This is a genomic window from Streptomyces globisporus C-1027, from assembly GCF_000261345.2.
GTDB lineage: Bacteria > Actinomycetota > Actinomycetes > Streptomycetales > Streptomycetaceae > Streptomyces > Streptomyces pakalii.
The window spans coordinates 6,090,363-6,110,314 of sequence record NZ_CP013738.1; the positions used below are offsets into that span (position 1 = coordinate 6,090,363).

The following is a 19,952-nucleotide window of genomic DNA, read 5'->3' on the forward strand; positions in this document are numbered from 1 at the left end:
AAACCGCTCGAACCTCATAGGTTCCCTCCGGAGGAGTCCCCGTGCCGATATCTCCCACGAGCCGTGACGCGGCCGCGTCCCCGCAGCTGTTCAGCCCTCCGGAGCTGAACCGGCAGATCTGGGACCGGGCCGCAGCGAGGCTCCTCGCGAAAACGCTCGGTGAGTTCGCCTACGAGAAGATCATCGAGCCGGTTCCGGTGCCCGGGACCGGCGGGCTCCACCGGCTGACCCTCGACGACGGGGGAGTGCTCGCCTTCACCGCCCGGCGCGGCGTCTACGGCAGCTGGCGCGTCGACCCCGAGTCGATCGAGATCACCGCGCAGCCCCAGGCCGCCCAGGCCGACGGCTCGCCCGCCGCGCGGGCCGACGTCCAGTCCAACGGCTCGCCCTCAGCCCATGCCGCCGCGCAGTCCAACGGCTCGCCCGCCGCCTCCCGCCCGTTCCGTGACCCCCTGACCTTCCTCACCCGGGCCCGTGACCTCCTCGGGCTCGACGGGACGACGCTGGGCCACCTCATCCGCGAGCTGACCCTGACGCTCTCCGCCGACGCCCGGCTCGACCACACCGCGCTCACCGCGGACCGGCTCGCCGCCCTGGACTACGCGGAGCTGGAAGGCCACCAGACCGGCCACCCCTGGCTGGTGGCGAGCAAGGGGAGGCTCGGCTTCTCCGCCGCCGACGCCGCCCGCTTCACCCCCGAGACGCGCAGCCCGCTCCGGCTGCCGTGGATCGCGGTCAGCTGCCGTATCGCGGAGTTCCGGGGCGTCGGCCGCGTCTCCACCTCCGACCAGCTGTACGCCGGAGAGCTCGACCCGGACATCCGGGACGCCTTCGCCGACGTACTGCGGGCCCGTGGACACGACCCGCAGCACTACTTCTACCTCCCCGTACACCCCTGGCAGTGGGACGAGTGGATCGTGCCGCTCTTCGCCCCGGCCATCGCCGACGGCGACATCGTGGCCCTGCACACCGACGGCGACGCCCGTCTCCCGCAGCAGTCCATCCGCACGTTCGCCAACGTGGACCGGCCCGAACGGCACACGGTGAAGCTCCCGCTCTCCATCCTCAACACCCTGGTCTGGCGTGGCCTGCCGACCGAGCGGACCCTCGCCGCCCCCGCCGTCACCGCCTGGGTCCAGGGGCTGTGCGAGGACGACCCCTTCCTCCGCGACACCTGCCGGGTCATCCTCCTCGGCGAGGTCGCCTCCGTCGCCGTCGAACATCCGCTGTACGACCACCTCCCCGAAGCGCCCTACCAGTACAAGGAACTCCTCGGCGCGATCTGGCGCGAGCCCCTGCCGCCCCGCCTCGCCCCGGGCGAACGCGCCCGCACGCTCGCCTCCCTCCTCCATACGGATCCGACGGGCCGCGCGTTCACCGCGGAGCTGGTCCAGCGCTCCGGCCTCTCCCCGGAGACCTGGCTGAAGCGCCTCTTCGCCGCGCTGCTGCCGCCCCTGCTGCACTTCCTCTACCGCTACGGCACCGTGTTCTCCCCGCACGGCGAGAACGCCATCGTCGTGTTCGACGAGAACGACGTGCCCGTACGGCTCGCCATCAAGGACTTCGTCGACGACGTCAACGTCAGCGCCCGCGCGCTGCCGGAACACGCCGCCATGCCCGACGAGGTGCGCGCCGTCCTCCTCACCGAGGAGCCGTCCTTCCTCACCCAGTTCATCCACTCCGGCCTCTTCGTGGGTGTCTTCCGCTATCTCTCACCCCTGTGCGAGGAGCAGCTCGGCGTCTCCGAGGACACCTTCTGGTCACTCGTCCGGGCGGAGATCGTGCGTCACCACGCCCGCTTCCCGGAGCTGAAGGAGCGGTTCGAGCTGTTCGACATGCTCACCCCCGAGATCGAACGCCTCTGCCTCAACCGCAACCGCCTGCATGTCGACGGCTATCGGGACCGGGCCAGCCGTCCGCACGCGGCGATCCACGGCACGGTTCCCAACCCGTTGCACCCCTCCGCCCGCGTCCGGGAGTGACCGCCGTTGTCAGTGGTGCGCCGTAGGCTGGTCGGGCTATGACGAAGCCATCCCTCCCCGAGCTCCTGCACGCCGCCGTCACCGCTGTCGGCGGTACGGAACGGCCCGGCCAGGTCACCATGGCCGAGGCTGTCGCCGAGGCCGTCGACGACCAATCCCACCTGCTCGTCCAGGCCGGCACCGGTACGGGCAAGTCGCTCGGCTATCTGGTGCCGGCCCTGGCGCACGGGGAGCGGGTCGTGGTGGCCACGGCCACCCTCGCCCTCCAGCGACAGCTCGTGGAGCGCGACCTTCCGCGTACGGTCGAGTCCCTGCATCCGCTGCTGCGGCGGCGCCCGCAGTTCGCCATGCTCAAGGGGCGGTCGAACTACCTCTGCCTGCACCGGCTCCACGAAGGGGTGCCGCAGGACGAGGAGGAGGGGCTCTTCGACCAGTTCGAGGCGGCGGCCCCGTCCAGCAAGCTGGGGCAGGACCTGCTGCGGCTGCGGGACTGGTCGGACGAGACGGAGACGGGCGACCGGGACGACCTGACGCCCGGTGTCTCGGACCGGGCCTGGGGCCAGGTCTCGGTCTCCTCGCGGGAGTGCCTCGGCGCGACGAAGTGCGCGTACGGCGCGGAGTGCTTCGCCGAGGCGGCCCGCGAGCGGGCCAAGCTCGCGGATGTCGTCGTCACCAACCACGCGCTTCTCGCGATCGACGCCATCGAGGGCGCGCCGGTGCTGCCGTCGCACGAGGTGCTGATCGTCGATGAGGCCCATGAGCTGGTCTCCCGGGTCACCGGCGTCGCCACCGGCGAGCTGACCCCCGCCCAGGTCAACCGCGCGGTCCGGCGGGCGGCGAAACTTGTCAACGAGAAGGCGGCCGACGCCCTCCAGACCGCGGCCGAGGGGTTCGAGCGGGTCATGGAGCTCGCGCTGCCCGGACGGCTTGAAGAGGTGCCCGAGGACCTCGGATACGCGCTGATGGCGCTGCGCGACGCGGCGCGCACCGTGATCTCCGCGATCGGCGCCACCCGGGACAAGTCGGTCGAGGACGAGAACGCCGTCCGCAAGCAGGCCCTGGCCTCGGTCGAGTCGATCCACGGCGTCGCCGAGCGCATCACCCAGGGCTCGGAGTGGGACGTCGTCTGGTACGAGCAGCACGACCGGTTCGGCGCCTCCGTCCGGGTCGCGCCGCTCTCCGTGTCGGGGCTGCTGCGCGAGAAGCTGTTCGCCGAGCGGTCCGTGGTGCTGACCTCGGCCACCCTCAAGCTCGGCGGCGATTTCAACGGCGTGGGCGCGTCCCTCGGGCTGGCCCCCGAGGGCACGGCGGGCGAGGACGTTCCGCAGTGGAAGGGGCTGGACGTCGGCTCCCCGTTCGACTACCCGAAGCAGGGCATCCTCTATGTAGCCCGGCATCTGAACACCCCGGGCCGCGAGGGATCGCGTACGGACATGCTGGACGAGCTCGCCGAGCTGGTGGAGGCGGCGGGCGGCCGGACGCTGGGCCTTTTCTCCTCCATGCGGGGAGCCAAGGCGGCGGCCGAGGAGCTGCGGGAGCGCCTGGACAAGCCGATCCTGCTCCAGGGCGAGGAGACGCTCGGCGAGCTGATCAAGAACTTCGCGGCCGACCCGGAGACCTGCCTCTTCGGCACGCTGTCGCTCTGGCAGGGCGTGGATGTCCCGGGGCCGAGCTGTCAGCTGGTGGTCATGGACCGGATTCCGTTCCCCCGGCCCGACGATCCGCTGATGAGCGCCCGGCAGAAGGCGGTCGAGGAGGCGGGCGGCAACGGCTTCATGGCCGTGGCGGCGACGCACGCCGCCCTGCTGATGGCCCAGGGCGCGGGCCGGCTGGTCCGGGCGACGGGCGACAAGGGCGTCGTCGCCGTGCTGGACCCCCGGCTCGCCAACGCGCGGTACGGGAGCTATCTGCGCGCCTCGCTGCCGGACTTCTGGTACACCACCGACCGTAACCAGGCGCGCCGCTCGCTGGCCGCCATCGACGCCAAGGCCAAGGCGGACGGGGCGTAGGCGGACGGGCTCTGCCGCAGGCTGTGCCGTCCCGGGGCACGGCAAAGCCCCGGGACGACGTCATGATCGACGTGCTAGGGAGTCCCGGGGCCGACAGCCCTCCGCCCGACGCTGCCGTCTTCTCAGACGCGGCGCAGCACCGCCACCACCTTGCCCAGGATGGTCGCCTCGTCGCCGGGGATCGGCTGGTACGCGGCGTTGTGAGGCAGCAGCCATACGTGACCGTCCTCCCGGCGGAAGCGCTTGACCGTGGCCTCGCCGTCGAGCATGGCGGCGACGATGTCCCCGTTCTCCGCGACGGGCTGGCGGCGGACGGTGACCCAGTCGCCGTCGCAGATCGCGGCCTCGATCATCGAGTCGCCGACGACCTTCAGCACGAACAGCTCACCGTCGCCGACGAGCTGACGAGGGAGGGGGAAGACGTCCTCGACGGACTCCTCGGCGAGGATCGGACCACCGGCGGCGATCCGGCCCACCAGCGGCACATAGGACGCGGCGGGCTTGCCGGTCGTGTCGGTGGGCTGGGTGCTGGGCTGGTCCGATCCGCGCACCTCGTACGCGCGGGGGCGGTGCGGGTCCCGGCGGAGGAAGCCCTTGCGCTCCAGGGCCATCAGCTGGTGGGCGACGGACGAGGTGCTGGAGAGGCCCACCGCCTGACCGATCTCCCGCATGGACGGCGGGTATCCCCGCCGCTGCACGGAGTCGCGGATGACCTCGATGACCCGCCGCTGCCGGTCCGTGAGCCCCGAGCTGTCCGCCCGGATGCCGGGAGGCCTGCCGGGCATGGAACGCCCGGGGCGTGCGGGCTCGGGCCCGTCCGTGTTCGTGACTGAGTCATTCATGGCATGCACCGGCTCAAGTCGGCTCTGGGAGCGGTGGTCCCGGGTGGTGATGGTGGCGCTGTCTGCGGTGGTGGTCACGTCGGCCCCTCTCGAATGTTCTCCCTAGCTGGACAACGGTAGTAGCTTTCGAAAGGTTGCGCCAAACACACGTTCGAGTGAAAAACGAATAAAGGGGTGCCGCGGTACTGCCGACAGGTGTATGGGCGCCGTGACGGAGGTCGCGCGGCGGCCTTCTCGCGGCACCGGCCCCAGTCTTTCATCCGGACCTGTGCGCAGACATCCGGACCTGTGCGCGGAGTCTTTCATCCGGGCCCGGGCGCCGAAGCCCCGGCGGCTCGACGGCCCCGCGTTTCCCGTACCCTCTTTCCTGGCTTCTTCGGCCCATGTTCCCCGCTGCTCCCCGCGCGGCCTCCCGGCGAGGTCCGGCGCGCGACACGCGATGGGGTGGGAAACGCGACCGAAACCCTAGATCTAGTGGTTGGATTGTCTCAGTCGCCCAGAAGTTGTGGTCTCGGTTCAATCGCGCCGTGGTCATCGCCTATGCTGGGGACTGCTTCCAGGGGCCCGGACAAGGCCCTGAAGAGGCTATTCAGTCGTGCGCGTGAAGGAGGGTTGGAAGCCATGCACTGCCCCTTCTGCCGGCACCCCGACAGCAGAGTCGTCGACAGTCGCACCACCGACGACGGGACGTCGATCCGTCGCCGCCGCCAGTGCCCCGACTGCTCCCGCCGCTTCACCACGGTGGAGACCTGCTCGCTGATGGTGGTCAAGCGCAGCGGCGTGACCGAACCCTTCAGCCGTACCAAGGTCATCTCCGGCGTCCGCAAGGCATGCCAGGGACGGCCCGTCACGGAGGACGCCCTCGCCAAACTCGGCCAGCGGGTCGAGGAGGCGGTGCGCGCCACCGGCAGCGCCGAACTGACCACCCACGACGTGGGACTGGCCATCCTCGGCCCCCTGCAGGAACTCGACCTGGTCGCGTACCTGCGCTTCGCGTCCGTGTACCGGGCGTTCGATTCCCTGGAAGACTTCGAGGCCGCCATCGTGGAACTGCGTGCGCAGCGGCCTTCCGCGGAGGACTGCGGGAGCGGCGAGACCCTTGAGGTCCCCCCGCCCGCCATTGCCGCCGACTGAGCGGTACGCGCCCGTCACGGTCCGGAGTCACCTCCACCGACCGGCGGCCGGGCGAATCAAGACCTGTTCCCGTGGCCCGAGTGCGGCCCACGGGGCAACGGACACACATTGTGCCTGGGAAGATCTGGGCACTTCAGGGCGTTTTCGCCCACATATGGGAGGCGGCATGACAGAGACGGCGAGCGGCCCGGCACGTGGTTCCCGCACCAAGGGCGCCAAGGCGAGCAAGGGTCTGCGTATCGAGCGCATCCACACCAACCCCGGCGTGCATCCGTACGACGAGGTGACGTGGGAGCGCCGTGACGTCGTCATGACCAACTGGCGCGACGGCTCGGTCAACTTCGAGCAGCGTGGCGTCGAGTTCCCCGACTTCTGGTCGGTGAACGCGGTCAACATCGTCACCAGCAAGTACTTCCGCGGGGCCGTCGGCACCCCGCAGCGCGAGACCGGCCTCAAGCAGCTGATCGACCGGATCGTGAAGACGTACCGGAAGGCCGGCGAGGACAACAGCTACTTCGCCTCTCCCGCGGACGCCGAGATCTTCGAGCACGAGCTGGCCTACGCCCTCCTGCACCAGATCTTCAGCTTCAACTCGCCGGTCTGGTTCAACGTCGGCACGCCCCAGCCGCAGCAGGTCTCCGCCTGCTTCATCCTGGCCGTCGACGACTCCATGGAGTCGATCCTCGACTGGTACAAGGAAGAGGGCATGATCTTCAAGGGCGGCTCCGGCGCCGGCCTGAACCTCTCCCGTATCCGCTCCTCCAAGGAGCTCCTCTCCTCCGGCGGCAACGCCTCGGGACCGGTCTCGTTCATGCGCGGCGCCGACGCGTCCGCCGGAACGATCAAGTCGGGCGGCGCCACCCGCCGCGCGGCCAAGATGGTCATTCTCGACGTCGACCACCCCGACATCGAGAACTTCATCGAGACCAAGGTCAAGGAGGAGGAGAAGATCCGCGCCCTGCGTGACGCGGGCTTCGACATGGACCTGGGCGGCGACGACATCACGTCCGTCCAGTACCAGAACGCCAACAACTCGGTCCGCGTGAACGACGAGTTCATGAAGGCCGTCGAGTCGGGCGGCAAGTTCGGGCTGCGTGCCCGGATGACCGGCGACGTCATCGAAGAGGTCGAGGCCAAGTCCCTCTTCCGCAAGATGGCCGAGGCCGCCTGGGCCTGCGCCGACCCGGGCATCCAGTACGACGACACCATCAACGCCTGGCACACCTGCCCGGAGTCCGGCCGGATCAACGGCTCGAACCCGTGCAGCGAGTACATGCACCTGGACAACACCTCGTGCAACCTCGCCTCGCTGAACCTGATGAAGTTCCTCAAGGACGACGGCCTGGGCAACCAGTCCTTCGAGTCCGAGCGCTTCGCCAAGGTCGTCGAGCTGGTCATCACCGCGATGGACATCTCGATCTGCTTCGCCGACTTCCCCACGCAGAAGATCGGCGAGAACACCCGCGCCTTCCGTCAGCTGGGCATCGGTTACGCCAACCTCGGCGCCCTCCTGATGGCGACCGGCCACGCGTACGACAGCGACGGCGGCCGCGCGCTCGCCGGCGCCATCACCTCGCTGATGACCGGCACCTCGTACAAGCGCTCCGCCGAACTCGCGGCGGTCGTCGGCCCGTACGACGGCTACGCCCGCAACGCCGAGCCGCACCAGCGCGTCATGAAGCAGCACTCCGACGCCAACGCCAAGGCCGTCCACGTCGACGACCTCGACTCCCCGGTCTGGGCCGCCGCGACGGAGGCCTGGCAGGACGTGATCCGGCTCGGCGCGAAGAACGGCTTCCGCAACGCGCAGGCCTCGGTCATCGCGCCCACCGGCACCATCGGTCTCGCGATGTCCTGCGACACCACCGGTCTTGAGCCCGACCTCGCCCTGGTCAAGTTCAAGAAGCTGGTCGGCGGCGGCTCGATGCAGATCGTCAACGGCACCGTGCCTCAGGCGCTGCGCCGCCTCGGCTACCAGCCCGAGCAGATCGAGGCGATCGTCGCCCACATCGCCGACAACGGCAACGTGGTCGACGCCCCCGGCCTGAAGACCGAGCACTACGAGGTCTTCGACTGCGCGATGGGCGAGCGCTCCATCTCCGCGATGGGCCACGTCCGGATGATGGCCGCGATCCAGCCGTGGATCTCCGGCGCCCTGTCCAAGACGGTCAACCTGCCGGAGACGGCGACCGTCGAGGACGTCGAAGAGGTCTACTTCGAGGCGTGGAAGATGGGCGTCAAGGCGCTCGCGATCTACCGCGACAACTGCAAGGTCGGCCAGCCCCTCTCCGCCAAGACCAAGGAGAAGGAGAAGGAAGAGGTCACCGCGAAGGCCGAGGAGACCATCCGCGAGGCGGTCGAGAAGGTCGTCGAGTACCGCCCGGTCCGCAAGCGTCTCCCCAAGGGCCGTCCCGGCATCACCACCTCGTTCACGGTGGGCGGCGCCGAGGGATACATGACCGCCAACTCCTACCCGGACGACGGTCTCGGCGAGGTCTTCCTGAAGATGTCCAAGCAGGGCTCGACCCTCGCGGGCATGATGGACGCCTTCTCCATCGCCGTCTCGGTCGGTCTGCAGTACGGCGTCCCGCTGGAGACGTACGTCTCGAAGTTCACCAACATGCGCTTCGAGCCGGCCGGCATGACGGACGACCCGGACGTGCGGATGGCGCAGTCGATCGTCGACTACATCTTCCGCCGCCTGGCGCTGGACTTCCTGCCCTTCGAGACCCGCTCGGCCCTCGGCATCCACTCCGCCGAGGAGCGCCAGCGCCACCTGGACACCGGCAGCTACGAGCCGTCGTTCGAGGCAGACGGCCTGGACGCGGACAGCCTGGCCCAGTCGGCCCCGCTCCACGCCGAGCCCCTGAAGGCGGTCCCGGCTCCCGCGGAGTCCGCGGCGAAGGCGGCGCCGAAGACGGCGCACACCTCGGCCGAACTGGTCGAGATGCAGCTCGGCATCAGCGCCGACGCCCCGCTCTGCTTCTCCTGCGGTACGAAGATGCAGCGCGCCGGCTCCTGCTACATCTGCGAGGGCTGCGGCTCGACGAGCGGCTGCAGCTGACCGGACGCGGAAGCGTGTGCGCAACCGCGTAGGGCTTGACTGACCCGCGGCTCACGAAGGGGACCGGCCACCGGCCGGTCCCCTTCGGCATGCCACCCCGGGTTGTCCGGAACTGACTGCTGTCACCCCTCGGCGGCCCGGCTTCCCATCGCCGCGGCGAACGTGTCGGGCTCCCCGTCGTAACCGCGTACCACCGACCGGAAGCCCCAGAGGCCCGAACCGTCCCGGGTGAACTCCCCGACCACCGCCGCGGTCGCCCACGCCACGTCGGAGAAGTCGTTCGCCGCCAGCTTCGTGTAGCCCTCGGCGATCTCCATCGCCGTGCTCCCTACGGCGCCGAAGGTCTTGTGACCGTCTCGCTGCTGGATGGCGACCCCGACGACCACGCGCCCGTACCGCTCGGCCAGCCGGTTCAGCTCGATGGTCATGACCTCGTCGAAGCCGAAGCCTTGGCCGGTCCGGCTGTCCCGGTTCAGCGTGATGGTGCCGTCCGGGGAGCGGCTGTCGAAGTGGACCAGGTAGGCGGGGGCGCCGTACGGATCGTCGGCCGGGTACGTTGCCGCGATGATGTCGAGGTCGTTGGCCGCCGCGCCGTGCGGGCTGGGGTCCCATTTGACCCGCACTTCGACCTTCTCGATGTCCTTGTTCGGAGTGCTCAAGAAACTCCCCTCCCGGCCGACGGCCCACGGGCCGTTCTCATCACCCGATACACGACTGACCCGATCATGTACGGAACCGGCCGCCGAACCAACTGCCCCGGATTCGGACGGCGGATTCGGGCCATCCGACGGCCGCCGGTACTCCTGATCCCGCCCGCACCTCAGTGGGGGATCCTGCGCGGCGGGCGCTGCCGTACCTCCTCGCGGAAACCCTCGATCGCACGGCTGACCTGACGCATCAGGTGCGTGTTCTCGATCCGGTCCAGATAGAGGCACTGTCCGGCCAGCCCGTCGAGTTCGAAGGCGAAGTAGAGGGCCATCAGCGGGTTGACGAAAAGCTCGCTCCCTTTGGTGCGGGAGGTGAACTGTACGTCCCCGAACTCCCCTCGTACGGCTGCCGCTATGGAGCCGTTGACGATGCTGGGGTGTTCGGGAGTCTGTTCCTGGGCGTGCGCGACCGCGTCGAGGAACAGGGCGCCCTCCCGGCTCGTACGGGGTACGGAGAACGCCCCCAGATACGCGCCCGCGCGTTCCAGTGCCGCGATGTTCTCCAGGACCAGGCCGTGGCTGACCCCGTGGTAGGCGTCGACCCCGAATCCGATGGACACGACGAGGCGTTCGGGCCCTTCGATCCCGGCGAGCGCGGCGACGCTGGTGAGGTCCTCCTCCGGGGTGCCGAGCCCCGACTCGTCCCCGCGCATCAGGATGTCCGTACCGCCGTCCACGAGGACGACCGCGTCGATGTCGTACCGCTCGATCAGCGCCCGGTACGCGGCGCGCAGCGGCTGGACCCCGACCCGGGCCAGCGCGTGCACCGTGCCCGGGTAGCCGTGCAGGGTGAGCCAGCGGGCGAGGGCGCGCTCGGGGAAGTACGGCTGGTGCGGAGAGGTGTCCGGGGTGATCACCGCCAGATCGGGGGCGGCCCACGAATCCAGCGGAAGGCCTTCGACCGCGCTGAAGGTGAGGTTGGCGAGCTGGACCTCCTTGCCCTGGTGCATCAGCGAGAGCGCCAACGGCAGCCCGGCGTAGATGTCGAAACCTCCTCCCGCTCCCGCGACGAGGATGCGCCGGGCGGAGGCGAGCCGGTCGAACAGGGGATGGGCGTGCAGCGTCGTCATGGTGATCATTGTGGGAGCGGAACGACCGGTTCGGGTGCACTCCCCGGGACCGTGACGCGTGCCACGTTCCGGGCCGTACGATGGCGCGGTGCTGGTGAAGTGGATTCGCTGTTCCGTGGTGGACCGTCATGGTTTCGAGCGGGGGCAGCGGAAGTGGGCGGGGCTGCTCGGCGAGCCGGGGTTCAGAGGACAGAGCGGCGGGTGGAGCCGAACACGCCCCGATGTCGCCCACGTCTTCGCCTTCTGGGAGAACCGCGTCTTCTACGACTCCTTCATGGCCCGCGGGCACGACCGGCTGGCGGCCGGGCAGTCCGGCATGTTCCGCGATATGCAGGTCACGCTCTTCGAGCGCCGCTTCGATGTGAAGACGGGCTTCGAGCCCCACTTCGCGGAGGCCGACGTCGTACGGGTCGCGCACAGCCGGGTCCACGAGGACCGCGCCGAGCACTTCGTGCTGATGCAGCAGCAGGTATGGAATCCCGCCATGGCCGGGTCGCCCGGCATGCTGCGCGGCGTGTTCGGCGAGGCGCCGGGCAACGAGTTCCTGGCGCTGTCCCTGTGGAAGTCGAGCGCCGAGCGCGGCAAGTACCGCGCGGCGGGGGCCGAGCGGCTGGCGGCCCGCGCGCAGACCGAGACGGACGTGATCGCGCTGACGGGAGACGTCGTGGAGCTGGAACCGTCCTGGACGGTGTGACCCGCGCGGTCCTCTCCTGCCGCCCCGACCGATCGTGCGGGTCCGATCCGTTCTAGGCTCGGGACATGGCACGACCGCAGCGCATCGTCCTCGTCCGGCACGGCGAGTCCGAGGGCAACGCCGACGACACGGTGTACGAGCGGGAGCCCGACCACGCGCTCCGGCTCACCGCCACCGGTCTGCGGCAGGCCCGGGAGACCGGCCAGGAGCTGCGCGGGCAGTTCGGCGACGAGCGGGTGAGCGTCTACATCTCGCCCTACCGCCGCACCCACGAGACGTTCCGGGCGTTCGATCTCGACCCGGCGCGCGTCCGGGTCCGCGAGGAGCCCCGGCTCCGCGAGCAGGACTGGGGCAACTGGCAGGACCGGGACGACGTACGGCTGCAGAAGGCCTACCGGGACGCCTACGGGCACTTCTTCTACCGCTTCGCCCAGGGCGAGTCCGGCGCCGACGTCTACGACCGGGTCGGGGCGTTCCTGGAGAGCCTGCACCGGAGCTTCGAGGAGGCGGACCACCCGGAGAACGTCCTGCTCGTCACCCACGGACTGACGATGCGGCTGTTCTGCATGCGCTGGTTCCACTGGTCGGTCGCGGAGTTCGAGTCGCTGTCCAATCCGGGCAACGGCGAGACGCGGACCCTGCTGCTGGGCGAGAACGGCCGCTACACCCTCGACCGGCCCTTTCAGCACTGGCGGACCCCTGAACCGTACGGCCGTACCGGTTAGAGTGGCTGTGCGATGACCGCTGATTCTGCTTCCGCGCGGCGCTTCGAACGCGCCCTGGCCAGCCTGCGTGGGCTGTCCGTGGGAGACGCCCTGGGCTCCCAGTTCTTCGTTCCGGCCAACTACCCCCTGCTGAAACAGCGGGCCCTGCCGCCCTGGCCCTGGCAGTGGACCGACGACACCGAGATGGCCTGCTCGGTCCTGGCCGTGCTCGCCGAGCACGGCCGTATCGACCAGGACGCGCTCGCCCGCTCCTTCGCCGAGTACCACGACTTCGACCGCGGCTACGGCCCCGCCGTCAACCGGCTCCTCCGGCTCGTACGGGAGGGCGGCGACTGGCGGGAGCTGTCCTCGGCGCTGTTCAAGGGCCAGGGCTCCTGGGGCAACGGCTCGGCGATGCGCATCGCCCCGCTCGGCGCCTGGTACGCGGACGACCCGGAGCAGGCGACGCACCAGGCGGAGATCTCGTCGTACACCACCCACCAGCACCGTGAGGCCGTCGTCGGCGCGATGGCCGTGGCCGCCGCCGCGTCGCTCGCCGCCGCCCCCGGCGGGCCGCCGAGCCCCGAGGACCTCCTCGACGGGGTCATCGCGCTCGTGCCCCGCAGCGCGGTCGGCGCGGGGCTGCGCCGGGCCCGCGACATGCTGGACTACCAGGACGCCGGCACGGTCGCCGCCGTCCTCGGCAACGGCCGCCGGACCAGCGCACACGACACCGTTCCGTTCGCGCTCTGGTCGGCCGCCAGAAGCCTCGGGAACTACGAGGAAGCGTTCTGGGTGACGGCCCAGGCGGGCGGCGACGTCGACACGACGTGCGCCATCGTCGGGGGTGTCGTCGCGTCCGGCGAGACCGGAGCACCGCCCGCCGGCTGGCTGGCGCAGACGGAGGAGCCACCGGCGTGGCTGACCCCGTCCCTGCGCTGACCCTCCTGCTCCTCCGCTCCTCTGTCACGGTCCTGCCACAGGATCACTCTGCGTGTCGGCGAACGAGAGTTCGGGACTACTCTTTCGGCCACGCCGCCCCTATTTGATCTTGGGGGTGCGCGCCGAATGAGACACCGGGCCGGGCGTACGGCTGTGGGCCGCGCCCGGAACCGGTGGGGGGAGGGGTCCCATGTCCGATCAGCCGTCCGAGGCGTCCAGACCGCCGGAGCAGTCACCGGAAGCCGGTACGCAACAGCAACAGGAACCGCAACCGCAACCGGAACCACCAGCGCCCGCCGCAACCGCCGCGCCCGACCAGGCCGTCAAGACCACCGCGACCGCCGGCACACCGTCGCGCGCCGGTGCACCGCCGGCCGGACCAGGCAACCCCTGGCAGCACGGTGCGGGGGCACCCGGAGCCAGGAACAGTACGGGCGACGGTGTGACGGCCCGGCTCAGGCCACCCGCTCCACCCCTGATCCGTCCCGCCGTGCTCTGGTCGGTCCTGGCCACCGCCGTCGTGAGCGCGCTCTTCCTGGGCGACGGACTCGGGGTGAACCTGCTGATCGTGGCGGTGCCCGCCGCGCTGGCGGCGTTCTTCGCCGCACGGTCGGCGGGCCGCCGGCTGCGGCCCTGGACCGCGATCTGGGCGGTCGGGGGCCTCGCGCTGCTCGCCGTGCCCGCGCTCCGGGACGCGGGCTGGCCCACGTTCCTCGCCGGGGTCTCCGCCTTCGCGCTCGGCTCGCTGGCACTGCACGGCAGCCGCAACTGGCTGGGCGTACTGATCGGCTCGCTGGGCCTGTTCGACTCGGTCGTACCCGGCGTCATCTGGGGCGTACGGGGGATACGCGCCCGCGCCGACGGCTCCCGGGCGCGCTGGGGGGCGGGCCTGCGCACCACGGCGGTGGCCGTCGTGCTGCTGGTGGTCTTCGGGACGCTCTTCGCGAGCGCGGACGCCGCCTTCGCCGATCTGCTGGGCGACCTCATGCCCGACGTCTCGCTCGGCGAGGGCCCCTGGCGGATCTTCCTGTTCGCGCTCGGTCTGGCCGGTGCGCTCGCCGCCGCGTACGCCGCCGCGGCCCCGGTGCGCTGGGACGGGATCACCGTGTCGTCCGGCAAGCCGCGGGGACGGGTCGAGTGGGCCCTTCCCCTGATCGTGCTCAACCTGCTCTTCGCCGCGTTCATCGCCCTCCAGCTCCTCGTCCTCCTCGGGGGCTACGAGAAGGTGCGGGCGGAGACCGGGCTCGACCACGCCGAGTACGCCCGCCAGGGCTTCTGGCAGCTGCTGTGGGCGACCCTGCTCACGCTCCTCGTCATCGCCCTGGCCCTGCGCTGGGCCCCGCGCGGCGGCAGCCGGGACCGGACGCTGGTGCGCGCTGTCCTCGGCACCCTCTGCGCGCTCACCCTCGTCGTCGTCGCGTCCGCGCTGCGCCGCATGGATCTGTACGTCGACGAGTACGGCCTCACGAGGCTCCGGATATCCGTGGCCGCCATGGAACTCTGGCTCGGGGTGGTGCTGGTCCTGATCCTGGCGGCCGGGGTCTTCGGGGCCCGGTTCCTGCCCCGGGCCATCGCGGTGAGCGCGGCGGCCGGGGTTCTGGCCTTCGGGCTGCTCTCGCCGGACGGACTGATCGCCGAGCAGAACGTCCAGCGCTTCGAAGCCCGCGAGTCCGCCGGCATCGACATCGATTACCTCAAGGACCTCTCCGCCGACGCCGTACCGGCCCTGGACCGGCTCCCCGAACCGGAACGCTCCTGTGCGCTGCGGATCATCCAGCGCGAGGTCCTCCACACCGACACCCCCTGGTACGCGACCAGCTGGGGCGAGGCACGGGCGAAGGAGATCCTGGAGAAGCGCCCGGTGCAGGGCGACGGCCGGGACTGCTACCGCCTGGGCACGGACGGGGTCCGCGACGGCTACGAGCCGGACGGCGACGGCTACGACCCGTACTGAGCAACGGCCTTGCGGGCGCGGCACCGCTCCGAGCCGCCGCACCCTCTGAACCCTGCTGGTTTCAGAGGGCCTCGGGTCCCTTGAACCCGCCCCCGATGGCTGATTCGCAGTACGCACGGTGCCCCGGGGTGTTGCTGCCGTGGCTCTCGGCGTACGCTGGCTGGCGCCATGCCGTACGAACCACCCACGCACACCGTCGAGCGCTCGATTCGCGCTACCACCGGTGCCAGGACCGTCGCCGGTGTCGATGAGGTCGGACGCGGAGCGTGGGCCGGACCCGTCACCGTGTGTGCGGCGATCACCGGCCTGCGCCGACCGCCCGAAGGTCTCACCGATTCCAAGCTGTTGACCCCGCGGCGGCGCGCCGAGCTCGAACCCGTGCTGCTGAACTGGGTCACCGCCTACGCCCTCGGCGACGCCTCGCCGCAGGAGATCGACGACCTCGGAATGACCGCCGCTCTCCGGCTCGCCGCCGTGCGCGCCCTGGAAGGGCTGCCGGTCCGTCCCGACGCGGTGATACTCGACGGCAAACACGACTACCTGGGCGTTCCCTGGAAGGTCCGCACCGTGATCAAGGGCGATCAGTCCTGTATCGCGGTCGCGGCGGCCTCGGTGATCGCCAAGGTGCACCGGGACCGGATGATGGCCGAGCTCGGTGCCGCGTCCGAGGACTGCGGCGACTTCGCCTTCGACGCCAACGCGGGGTATCCCTCGCCGGTGCACCGGGCCGCCCTGGAGGAGCGGGGGCCCACGGCCCACCACCGCCTCTCCTGGTCGTACCTGGACGGGCTGCCCCGGTGGCAGCACCTGAAGAAGGTCCGTATTTCCGCCGAGGCGGCCGCACTCGAAAGCGGGGGCCAGCTCGGCTTCGAATTCTGATCGCGCACACGCGCCCTCTCGACCACGCCGACGACATCGGCGTTCACTCCAGACCACTTTCCTGCCTCTGATCTCCGAGGAGCCTCAGATTCCCGAGAGCGCCCAGGGTCCCCGCGTCACTCCGGCCGCCGGCCGCACCGCGCCGACCCCCCGTCCCGTACCCGGTCCGCGTTCAGCGGCCACCCCGCGTCCCGGCCGTCCGGGCCCCGGCCCCGCGCGCCCCGCGCCCCCGGCGCAGCGCGCCCACCCCACCCCCGCGGCTCCGGCACCGGCCCCCGCCCGTCCGAAGCCGGCCGAGAACCGTTCCGCACCGCAGATCCAGCTGATCCCGGCCCCGGTGGCCGGTGCGCTGGACGCTGCCGAGGAAGCCGTCGACCTGCTGCTGGACTCCGGTCGCGCACCGGGCGACATCCTGGTGCTCACCACCGGCGAACAGCACCCGTGGGCCGGCCACGAGCTGTCCTTCGGCGAAGCCGCGTACTGGGCCCAGCACGACGCGGGCGACGACGTCTTCTTCGCCGACCTCTCCGCGGCCGGCCGGGCGGCGTCCCGGCCCGTGGTCGTCGTCGCGGTCAACGGCGACGACGACGGGACCGTGGCGCGCACCCTGCCCGTCGCCCGTGACCGCGCGGGCGTGCTGCTGATCGTCTGCGGAGACCCGCAGACGATCAACTCCGCACTCGGCGCCGGGGTTTGACCGGCATCCCCGGCCGCCCGCACGGGCGGCCGGGGCCGTCATGGCCGGCCCTCCGGCCATGACCGGGCCGGCCGGTTGACGATCGCCCGTGCCGGGCCGCCCGGTTGAGGATCAGCGCCGTCCGGCAGACGGTCGGTGTCCGCTCAGCGGGCCGCCGTGCGACGCAGCGCCTCCACCGCTCCACCGCCCGACCGGGCCGGGGCGCTCCGGTGTTCGTGGGCGGAGACGGTGTCGGCCAGGAGCGAGGGCTCCGACAGCGAACTGGGCCGCCGCCCGCCCCTCCCCTCGCCGAGCACCTGCCAGCCCCCGCGGGTCAGCGTGATGTACGCGCCGCAGCGCAGCCCGTGCAGGGTGCAGGCGTCCCGGAGGCCCCACATCCACGCGCCGTCCTCCTCGGTCCACCGTTCGTCGCCGTCACGGCAGTACAGAAGGACGGCCGTACGGACCGGCGTACGGCGGCGCAGATCGTGCGGGATCACCCGCCGCAGCTGCGCCAGCAGGGCGTTGCGGAACTCCCAGCCGTCCGCGGCCGCCGTCGACCGGCGGGCGAACGAGGCGCTCGCCGTGAGCCGTTCCTCATGGTCGAGGACAGCGACCACCGCGGTGGCCGGAGTCGGCCGGTGACGGGAGTGCAGGCCGCTGACGACCTCACGGGGGCTGCGCAGCAGAGGGATACCCGCCGAAGCCCACTCCGCCGGTTCGAGCATGCGGGCAAGGCGGTTGACGGAGTCGGCGGAAACCGAGGACGCCGATGTCGACGTGGCTGAGGACGGGGCGAATCCGAAGGTCACGGTCCTCCCTTCGCTACGCGCCCACAGTGCGGGCAGGGTCGGGTGAGGGCGCGCCGCGGCACAGCCCTTCCGGGCCCGACGAGAACTGTGCGGGGGCGCTCCCAATTCTCCCTGGCCCACCGGCAGGCGGCAACGAGCAATTACTGCTGCTGACGGGAATCAGCCGGAATGACACTGATATCCCTGCCCAGACCCGCCCGGGATGAGTCCTCCCGTCACCCCTGAACCGCGAGGACCAGCGGAAACACCCCCTGGGCTCCGGACCGCCGCAGCAGGCGTCCCGCCACGGCCAGGGTCCAGCCGGTGTCCGACAGGTCGTCCACCAGCAGAACGGGGCCGTCGGCCGCCGCCAGTGCCGCCGCCAGATCCGGCTCCACAACCAGGGCCTCGTGCAACGCCCGCACCCGCTGCGCGCTGTTGGTCTGGGACATCCGCAGTTCCTCGGAGCCCGGCGCGTAGGAGACCGTCCCGAGCAGGGGCATCCGGCCGATCTCGGAGATCCGCCGGCCGAGCGACTGGACCAGCTGCGGCCTGCGGCGTGAGGCGACGGTCACCACACCGACCGGCCGGGGAGCCGCGTCCGCCGATCCGGAGGCCCAACCGCCCGGTCCCTTCGCCCAGTCGGCGAGCACGGTGACGACGGCGTCCGTGACATCGTCCGGCACCGGAGCATCCGGAGCCTGTGCCGCCAGCATCGGGCGCAGCCGGTTGCCCCAGCCGATGTCGGAGAGCCGGCCCAGTGCCCGTCCGGCGAAGGACAGCTCGCCCGCGGGGATACGCCCCTTGAGATCGACGCCCACCGCGGGCAGTCCGGTGGGCCACATCTTGCGGGGATCCACCTCGACACCGGGCCGGCCCAGCTCGTGGCGCGCGCCGTCCAGGGCTGCGGTGGAGACCTTGTCGTCGAAACGGGCGCCCGCGCAGTTGTCACAGCGTCCGCAGGGCGCCGCCTCCTCGTCGTCCAGACGCAGCCGCAGGAACTCCATCCGGCACGCCGTCGTCGAGGCGTAGTCGCGCATCGCCTGCTGCTCGGCCTCCCGCTGGCGGGCCACCCAGGCGTAACGCTCGGCGTCGTAGACCCAAGGGGCGCCCGTGGAGATCCAGCCGCCCTTGACGCGCTTCACCGCACCGTCGACGTCCAGCACCTTGAGCATCGTCTCCAGCCTGGTCCGGCGCAGATCGACCAGGGGCTCCAGGGCGGGGAGCGAGACCGGCCGCTCCGCCTGGGCCAGCACGTCCAGGGTGCGCCGCACCTGCTCCTCGGGAGGGAAGGCGACGGAGGTGAAGTACTGCCAGATCGCCTCGTCCTCCTTGCCGGGGAGCAGCAAAACCTCGGCGTGCTCCACACCGCGCCCCGCACGCCCGACCTGCTGGTAGTAGGCGATGGGGGAGGAGGGCGAGCCCAGGTGCACGACGAAGCCGAGGTCGGGCTTGTCGAAACCCATGCCCAGCGCGGACGTGGCGACCAGGGCCTTGACCCGGTTCGCCAGGAGATCGTCCTCGGCCTGCTGCCGGTCGGCGTTCTCGGTCCGCCCGGTGTACGAGGCGACCGCGTGCCCGTTCTGGCGCAGATAGGCGGTGATCTCCTCGGCCGCCGCCACGGTCAGCGTGTAGATGATCCCGGAGCCGGGAAGCTCGCCGAGATGGTCGCCCAGCCAGGCCAGCCGGTGTGCGGCATGGGGGAGTTGCAGCACGCTCAGGCTCAGGCTCTCCCGGTCGAGCGGCCCCCGCAGGACCAGCGCGTCCGTGCCGGCGCCGGTGCCCAACTGCTCCGCGACGTCCGCGGTCACCCGGGCGTTGGCCGTGGCGGTGGTGGCGAGCACCGGCACCCCGGTCGGCAGATCGGCGAGCATGGTCCGCAGCCGCCGGTAGTCGGGCCGGAAATCGTGCCCCCAGTCGGAGATGCAGTGGGCCTCGTCGACCACCAGGAGCCCGGTCGCCGCCGCGAGCTTCGGCAGTACCTGGTCGCGGAAGTCGGGGTTGTTGAGCCGCTCCGGGCTCACCAGCAGGACGTCGACCTCGCCCGCCGCCACCTCGGCCTGGACGCTCTCCCACTCCTCGGTGTTGGACGAATTGATCGTGCGGGCGCTGATCCCGGCCCGGGCCGCCGCCGCGACCTGGTTGCGCATCAGTGCCAGCAGCGGTGAGACGATCACGGTCGGGCCACTGCCCTGGGCGCGGAGCAGCGAGGTCGCCACGAAGTAGACGGCCGACTTGCCCCAGCCGGTGCGCTGCACGACCAGAGCCCTGCGCTTGTCGGCGACGAGCGCCTCGATGGCCACCCACTGGTCCTCGCGCAGCACGGCCGTACCGCTGTCGTCGCCCACCAGGCGGGCGAGGACGGAGTCGGCCGAAGCCCTGAGCGCTGCACGGTCTGCGTTGGTCATGCCCCCCATGCAACCCGATGACCACGACAAACCGCGAACGACGGCGCGAGCCTGTGGATAACGTTATCCACAGGGGTCGCGGGATTCGGCGGCCCG

Annotated in this window: 15 protein-coding genes; 10 read left to right on the top strand and 5 right to left on the bottom strand. The window is 71.1% G+C overall.

From position 1 onward, the window contains the following. Nucleotides 1-41 precede the first annotated feature (41 nt). The gene (locus tag WQO_RS26905) at nt 42-1,982 is read left to right on the top strand and encodes an IucA/IucC family protein (protein WP_010063468.1); all 1,941 of its coding nucleotides are present in this window, start codon (nt 42-44) and stop codon (nt 1,980-1,982) included. A 38-nt stretch (nt 1,983-2,020) separates the two neighbouring features. After that, nucleotides 2,021-3,991 (top strand): ATP-dependent DNA helicase, encoded by a 1,971-nt coding sequence (locus WQO_RS26910; RefSeq protein WP_010063467.1) that lies wholly within the window; start codon nt 2,021-2,023, stop codon nt 3,989-3,991. A gap of 122 nt (nt 3,992-4,113) precedes the next feature. Here the strand turns inward: WQO_RS26910 and lexA are convergent, their stop codons facing one another. Beyond that, on the bottom strand, nt 4,114-4,911 hold the full coding sequence (lexA, locus tag WQO_RS26915; protein ID WP_010063465.1) for a transcriptional repressor LexA: 798 nt from the start codon (nt 4,909-4,911) through the stop codon (nt 4,114-4,116). 543 nt (nt 4,912-5,454) lie between these two features. Here lexA and nrdR point away from each other — a divergent pair. Continuing rightward, nucleotides 5,455-5,967 carry a transcriptional regulator NrdR gene (nrdR, locus tag WQO_RS26920; protein WP_010063463.1) on the top strand — a complete coding sequence of 171 codons (513 nt, stop codon included), beginning with the start codon at nt 5,455-5,457 and terminating at the stop codon, nt 5,965-5,967. Between the two features lie 166 nt (nt 5,968-6,133). Further along, nucleotides 6,134-9,031 (top strand): vitamin B12-dependent ribonucleotide reductase, encoded by a 2,898-nt coding sequence (locus WQO_RS26925; protein ID WP_010063462.1) that lies wholly within the window; start codon nt 6,134-6,136, stop codon nt 9,029-9,031. A gap of 122 nt (nt 9,032-9,153) precedes the next feature. On the opposite strand, the gene WQO_RS26930 is transcribed toward WQO_RS26925, so the two are convergent. Beyond that, complete coding sequence (locus WQO_RS26930) at nt 9,154-9,690, bottom strand: TerD family protein (protein ID WP_010063461.1); 537 nt, start codon at nt 9,688-9,690, stop codon at nt 9,154-9,156. Between the two features lie 161 nt (nt 9,691-9,851). Continuing rightward, nucleotides 9,852-10,808, bottom strand: a complete 957-nt coding sequence (locus WQO_RS26935) for a DUF1152 domain-containing protein (RefSeq protein WP_010063460.1) — start codon at nt 10,806-10,808, stop codon at nt 9,852-9,854. Between the two features lie 88 nt (nt 10,809-10,896). Here WQO_RS26935 and WQO_RS26940 point away from each other — a divergent pair, with 88 nt between their 5' ends. From WQO_RS26940 to WQO_RS26965, 6 genes are all read left to right on the top strand, one after another. Continuing rightward, a complete protein-coding gene (locus tag WQO_RS26940) occupies nt 10,897-11,502 on the top strand; it encodes a YdbC family protein (protein WP_029182608.1) in 606 nt (201 codons plus the stop codon). A 65-nt stretch (nt 11,503-11,567) separates the two neighbouring features. Then, nucleotides 11,568-12,227, top strand: a complete 660-nt coding sequence (locus WQO_RS26945; RefSeq protein WP_010063458.1) for a histidine phosphatase family protein — start codon at nt 11,568-11,570, stop codon at nt 12,225-12,227. 12 nt (nt 12,228-12,239) lie between these two features. Further along, complete coding sequence (locus WQO_RS26950; RefSeq protein ID WP_010063457.1) at nt 12,240-13,148, top strand: ADP-ribosylglycohydrolase family protein; 909 nt, start codon at nt 12,240-12,242, stop codon at nt 13,146-13,148. 190 nt (nt 13,149-13,338) lie between these two features. Continuing rightward, complete coding sequence (locus WQO_RS26955) at nt 13,339-15,102, top strand: DUF4153 domain-containing protein (protein ID WP_029182607.1); 1,764 nt, start codon at nt 13,339-13,341, stop codon at nt 15,100-15,102. Nucleotides 15,103-15,270: 168 nt separating this feature from the next. Further along, nucleotides 15,271-15,981, top strand: a complete 711-nt coding sequence (locus tag WQO_RS26960) for a ribonuclease HII (RefSeq protein ID WP_010063454.1) — start codon at nt 15,271-15,273, stop codon at nt 15,979-15,981. Nucleotides 15,982-16,042: 61 nt separating this feature from the next. Continuing rightward, entirely contained in the window at nt 16,043-16,678 is a 636-nt protein-coding gene (locus tag WQO_RS26965) for a hypothetical protein (RefSeq protein ID WP_029182606.1), read from the top strand. Nucleotides 16,679-16,821: 143 nt separating this feature from the next. Here WQO_RS26965 and WQO_RS26970 read toward each other — a convergent pair whose 3' ends face one another. Both WQO_RS26970 and WQO_RS26975 read right to left on the bottom strand, forming a co-directional pair. Beyond that, nucleotides 16,822-17,469 (bottom strand): hypothetical protein, encoded by a 648-nt coding sequence (locus WQO_RS26970; protein ID WP_010063452.1) that lies wholly within the window; start codon nt 17,467-17,469, stop codon nt 16,822-16,824. Nucleotides 17,470-17,684: 215 nt separating this feature from the next. Further along, nucleotides 17,685-19,856, bottom strand: coding sequence for a RecQ family ATP-dependent DNA helicase (locus WQO_RS26975; RefSeq protein ID WP_010063450.1), 2,172 nt, complete (start codon nt 19,854-19,856; stop codon nt 17,685-17,687). Between the last annotated feature and the right edge of the window lie 96 nt (nt 19,857-19,952).